Below are 5,016 nucleotides of genomic sequence, written 5' to 3' on the forward strand. Positions count from 1 at the left end.
GCACGCCTAAAACGTTACGATTTCAGAACGAATGTGGCGAGCCGGGCAAGCAATGCCCATGACCCATCCGCCGCCGCGTCAACTCAATCGTCGATCGCTCTAGCCCTCAACACTCTCCCGCCGCAGCTCCAACTCCAGCCACTCCGCCTCCAGCACGCCCATCCGCTCATGCAGCCCCGCCAGCGCCGTCATATTCGCCTGAAACTGCTCGGGCTGTTTCGTGAACAACGCGGTATCCGCAAATGTCGCTTCGAGCGTATCGAGCTCGCCCTGCACCGCCGCAATCTCCGCGTTCAGCGCCTTCAACCGGTGCCGATCCTTGAACGAAAACGCGGCCTTCTCGCTCGCCCGCTTCGCCACCGGCCCCGCTTTGCGCACCGTCGCCACCTCGCGCACCCGCTCGCCCCGCTGCGCCAGCATGTCCGAATACCCGCCGGCATACTCCACCCAGCGCCCATCCCCTTCCGCCGCCAGGGTCGATGTCGCGATCCGGTCCAGAAAATCACGATCATGGCTGACCAGCAGAATCGTGCCGGCGTAATCGCTCAGCATGTCCTGCAAAATATCCAGCGTCTCCAAATCCAGATCATTGGTCGGCTCATCCAGGATCAGCAGATTCGACGGTTTCGCCAGAATCGCCGCCAGCAGCAACCGCCCGCGCTCACCGCCCGAAAGCGTGCCCACCGGCGTGCGCGCCTGCTCCGGCCGAAACAGAAAATCCTTCATATACCCGATCACATGGCGCGACTCCCCGCCCACCTCGACCAGATCGCTCTTGCCCCCGGTCAGCGTATCCGCCAGCGTCCGCGCCGGATCGAGTGCCGCGCGTTGCTGATCCAGCGTCGCCACCGCCAGATTGGTGCCGATCTTGATACGCCCCGCATCCGGCTGGTCCAGCCCGGTCAGCAACCGCAGCAGCGTGGTCTTGCCCGCCCCGTTCGGCCCGACAATCCCCAGCCGATCCCCGCGCAACACCCGCAGAGTCAAATCCCGAATGATCACCTGATCGCCGAAGGATTTATCGATCGCCTTGGCATCCATCACGATCTTGCCCGAAAGCGCGGCCGCACTGGCACTCACCTGCAATTCGCGCGTATCGCGCTTTTCCTCGCGCTTCTTCTCCCGCAGCCCGGCCAACTCCGCCACCCGCCGCACATTGCGCTTGCGCCGCGCGGTCACGCCATAGCGCATCCAGTCTTCCTCGCGCACAATCTCGCGGGCCAGCTTCTGCGCATCCCGCGCCTCCTGCTCGAACACCTCGTCACGCCAGGTCTCGAAATGCGCGAACCCCCGGTCGATCCGGCTGGTCCGCCCCCGATCCAGCCACACGATGCTGCGCGACACTTTCTCAAGCAACCGCCGGTCATGGCTGATCAGCACGATCCCCGCCCGCGACCCGCGCAACTCCGCCTCCAGCCATTCGATCGCCGGCAGGTCCAAATGATTGGTCGGCTCATCGAGCAACAGCACATCCGGCTGCGGTGCCAGCACCTTCGCAATCGCCGCCCGCCGCGCCTCGCCACCCGAAAGCCGCCCCGTAGTCTCCGCCCCGCTCAACCCCAGCTGATCCAGCAATCCCCGCGCCCGGTGCCCCTCGGTCGCGGCGTCCAGCCCGTCCATCACGTAATCGAGCACGGTCACAAACGCCGACAAATCCGGCTCCTGCGGCAAATACCGCAACGTCGCCCCCGGTTGCAGAAACCGCGAGCCGCCATCGGCGCTGATCATATCCGCCGCGATCTTCAACAAAGTCGACTTGCCCGATCCGTTCCGCCCGACCAGACAAATCCGCTCGCCCGCCCCCACGCCGATCTCCGCGCCATCGAGCAAAGGCGACGCGCCGAGCGAAAGCCGGATATTCTGTAACGCCAACAGGGGAGGGGCCATGGGCGCGTTGTGGCCATTCGCGGAGAGCAAGGCAAGGCAAGGGCAGCACTTCTTTTTTGAAAAAAAGAAGGGTGAGTTCAACCGGTCGACGCAACGTGATTGATTTCAGGGCGTTTTGGGGGATTTACGATGGCACGCACCGGTCGTCCTGGCTTATCGGCGGCACAAAAGAGGGAGCTTTGGAAAAGGTGGAAGGATGGGCAGTCGCTTAGCGACATCGGCCGTGCCCTTGGCAAACATGCTGGCTCTGTTTTTGGTGTGCTGAGCTAGGGGCGGGCTGGCGCCGGCGATCAGGACGCGATCTCGCCGTTCTTTAAGGGGTCCGAACACGAAAGTGCATTTTACGTACGCTAGAGCGATATGCGATTAAGTTGACGCGGCAGCGGCGACATAATCGCATATCGCTCGAAAAAACATAGAGCCAGAGCGTTAAGCTGAAAGCAAAACGCTCTAGACGTGAACGGATAAGGAACTCAGGCGACCAGGAGTGATGGCGGACGCCTGAGAGGCCGAAGTTCGCCAGGAACCGGTTGCCGCTGATCGTTCCAGACATAATCACCTGTGAGGCTGATATGCTCCCATCCGAGATGATGGCAGCGACCAACAGGTTGAGCCCGGAGGCTCGGAAGACCTGATTCTCGAATTGCCGGTCGCGCAGCTCGCCGAGGCGGTTGAAGAACAGCGCGCGGGCAAGCGCATTGCGGGCCTCGCCCTTATTCAGACCGGCATGAGCACGCCGGCGAAGATCGAGATTTCGAATCCAGTCCAAGGTGAACAGGGTCCGTTCCAGGCGGCCGACCTCGCGCAGGGCAATGGCAAGACCGTTCTGGCGTGGGAAAGCGGCCAAGCGGCGCAGCATTGCCGATGCGGTTGTCGTGCCGGCATGGATAGAAGTTCCCAACCGGAGAAGATCGTTCCAGTTGGCCTCGACATGGGCGATATCGAGCGTGCCGCCAACCATCGGTTCGAGCACGGGGTCCACGGTCATCCCCGGCAGGAGGTAGAGGCGGCGATCCTTGATGTCGCGCAGTCGCGGCGCGAAGCGGAGTCCAAAGAAAGGGCAGACCCCAAAAACGTGATCGGTCGCGTCTCCAGTATCCGTATAGTGCTCGCTGATCTGCAACCCGGTTTGGTGATAGAGAAGCCCGTCGAGCACATGGGGCGCCTCGCTGGCGGTCGCGGCGATGACCTTGGTGTGGAATGGGCCGAATTGGTCGGAGATATGGGTGTAGAATCCGACCCCAGGCTCATTGCCGTGGCGGGCATTGATGTCACCAATTCCAGCACCTTGGCCGCCCGCCTGAAAATATTGCCCATCGGATGACGAGGTCGTGCCATCGCCCCACAGCCGGGCGATCGGCAAAGCGCGATGTGCCTCGATCAGTCTGGTCAATGCGGCAGTGTAGGTTTCTTCCCGGACGTGCCAGTCATGAACCCAGGCGAGCTGGCGCAACGTAACGCCGCGACAGGTTTCAGCCATTCGTGTCAGCCCGAGATTGATGCCATCTGCAAGAACGGCCGCGAGTAAAACGTTACGGTCATCGGCCGATCGGCCATTCCGCTGATGGGTGAAGCAGGCCGAGAAGCCGGTCCAGGCATCGACTTCGAGCAGGAGGTCGGTGATCTTCACGCGGGGCACCAAGCTGTAGGCCGCGTCTCGCGCCGCTTCGGCCTTGTCCGGCATGTTGGCGCGCAGAGGGGAAATTTTCAGCTCGCCGTCCGTGATGGTGGCGTTGGGCAAACTGCCAGCCTTTGCCAAGCTGGTTACGACATCGAGATCCTGTTTCAGGACCCCTCCGCGCCCGGCAATATACGAGGTGAACACGGGATCGATGGCGAGGGGCAAGGGGCCGGCTGCTTTCATCGCATCGAAGGTCGGCTGCGGGATCAGGGTGGCTTCAAGGGCCTGATACTGGCGGCTACCCTCGACCCAGACATCGCCGGCGCGAAGTCGCTCCCGCAACTCTCAGATCGCACAGATTTCATAGGCGCGGCGATCGATCGCGCCTTGCCGGAAGACGAAGGACCGCCAGGATCGACGGATAAAGCCGGTCGGCACGGTGACTGGCAAAATTCGCTTGCCGGTGCGCCAAGCTTCGCGGATCAAGCCGATCGCTTTGAGGAGGCTCGCCGCACTCTCCGCCCCCTGAAACGAAACCGTCTCCAGCAGCGCCGGGACGAATTTCCGGATCGTTGCGTATCTCCCGAGCAATTCCGATCGACTGTCGGCTGCATCCGGTGCGGTCAGAGCGTGCGCTTCGGTGACACATTTGACGAAACGTGCCCAAGGGAGGTGCTGGGTGGTCATGCGCAACCCCTCATCGGCCATCCGCTCGAAGACGACCGCCGGCACAACGGGATCACGATCTTTATTCAATCCGATCCCCCGGACGAACCGGATTCGCTCGAGGATGGCGAGGACGTTCCGACCGGCCGGTGACTGGGGCGCGGTTCGCAACCAAGCGAGCGAGGTGATGTGACTTTCGGTCCGTCGTTGAAGCAGCGCATCGAGGGTTTGGCGCTGCGTGACAGTCAACGTATCGATCACCGCGCGATGGCTGATGCGTTCGGCTTCACTACGGGCTTAGTGAATGGCGCGTTCTATCTCGATTGGCGGCGGCAGAAGAATGCGCCGCTGCTGCAGTTCGTCCAAGGCAAGCGCTATTAGCCGACCCGGCCGCCGATCGATCTGGGCTGCCGGGTCAACCGCGCCACCAGTTCGCCAAAGGTAGCATCGCCGAAGGTGCGAAAGCCCAAAGCCGCCGTCAACTCGGCAAGATGCTTGCGGCGGGCCTCATCGCGCCGCCCATAAGCGGTAAAGGCGCTACGGCGAAGGCCGGGTTGCCGTGCGACAAACGCAATGACCGGCGCTGGCGGAATCTCTCCGGCGGCCAGCACGCGACCCGGGAAGCGAAGATAAAGCAGCAGCATCGCAAAGCCGAGCTGGGTCGTCTCGGTGCGCCTGCTGCGGATCAACGCCAGGTCTTCGCGGCTGAGCGTGAAATGGCGAACCAGGTCCCGCTCTTCGACGGGCGGCATGAGTAGCCGGTTCCATGCTTCCGCATTCAGCAGCCGACGTCGCGCCATCTGCGGCGGCTCCGGTTTTTTGGACAGGTGTTTAAGCTAAGG

General features: G+C 62.6%; 2 protein-coding genes and 1 pseudogene. All 3 read right to left on the bottom strand.

Annotated features, from left to right (window positions below):
- Positions 1 to 99: 99 nt before the first annotated feature.
- The 3 genes and pseudogenes from ACP5E6_RS16005 to ACP5E6_RS16015 all read right to left on the bottom strand — a co-directional run bounded on the left by ACP5E6_RS16005 (position 100) and on the right by ACP5E6_RS16015 (position 4,974).
- The gene (locus tag ACP5E6_RS16005) at positions 100 to 1,887 is read right to left on the bottom strand and encodes an ABC-F family ATP-binding cassette domain-containing protein (protein ID WP_427955748.1); all 1,788 of its coding nucleotides are present in this window, start codon (positions 1,885 to 1,887) and stop codon (positions 100 to 102) included.
- A 473-nt stretch (positions 1,888 to 2,360) separates the two neighbouring features.
- Positions 2,361 to 4,582, bottom strand: a pseudogene (locus ACP5E6_RS16010) (Tn3 family transposase); the annotation flags it as partial.
- Positions 4,552 to 4,974 carry a DUF4158 domain-containing protein gene (locus ACP5E6_RS16015; protein WP_427955750.1) on the bottom strand — a complete coding sequence of 141 codons (423 nt, stop codon included), beginning with the start codon at positions 4,972 to 4,974 and terminating at the stop codon, positions 4,552 to 4,554. The gene ACP5E6_RS16015 and the pseudogene ACP5E6_RS16010, both read right to left, overlap by 31 nt.
- Between the last annotated feature and the right edge of the window lie 42 nt (positions 4,975 to 5,016).

Origin of the sequence: Acidiphilium sp. (genome assembly GCF_049977125.1) — a bacterium.
Classification (GTDB): Bacteria; Pseudomonadota; Alphaproteobacteria; order Acetobacterales; family Acetobacteraceae; genus Acidiphilium.

Coding starts and splice junctions, on each gene's coding strand:
- ACP5E6_RS16015 (WP_427955750.1), bottom strand. CDS start 4,974: ATGGCGCGACGTCGGCTGCTGAATGCGGAAGCATGGAACCGGCTACTC.
- ACP5E6_RS16005 (WP_427955748.1), bottom strand. CDS start 1,887: ATGGCCCCTCCCCTGTTGGCGTTACAGAATATCCGGCTTTCGCTCGGC.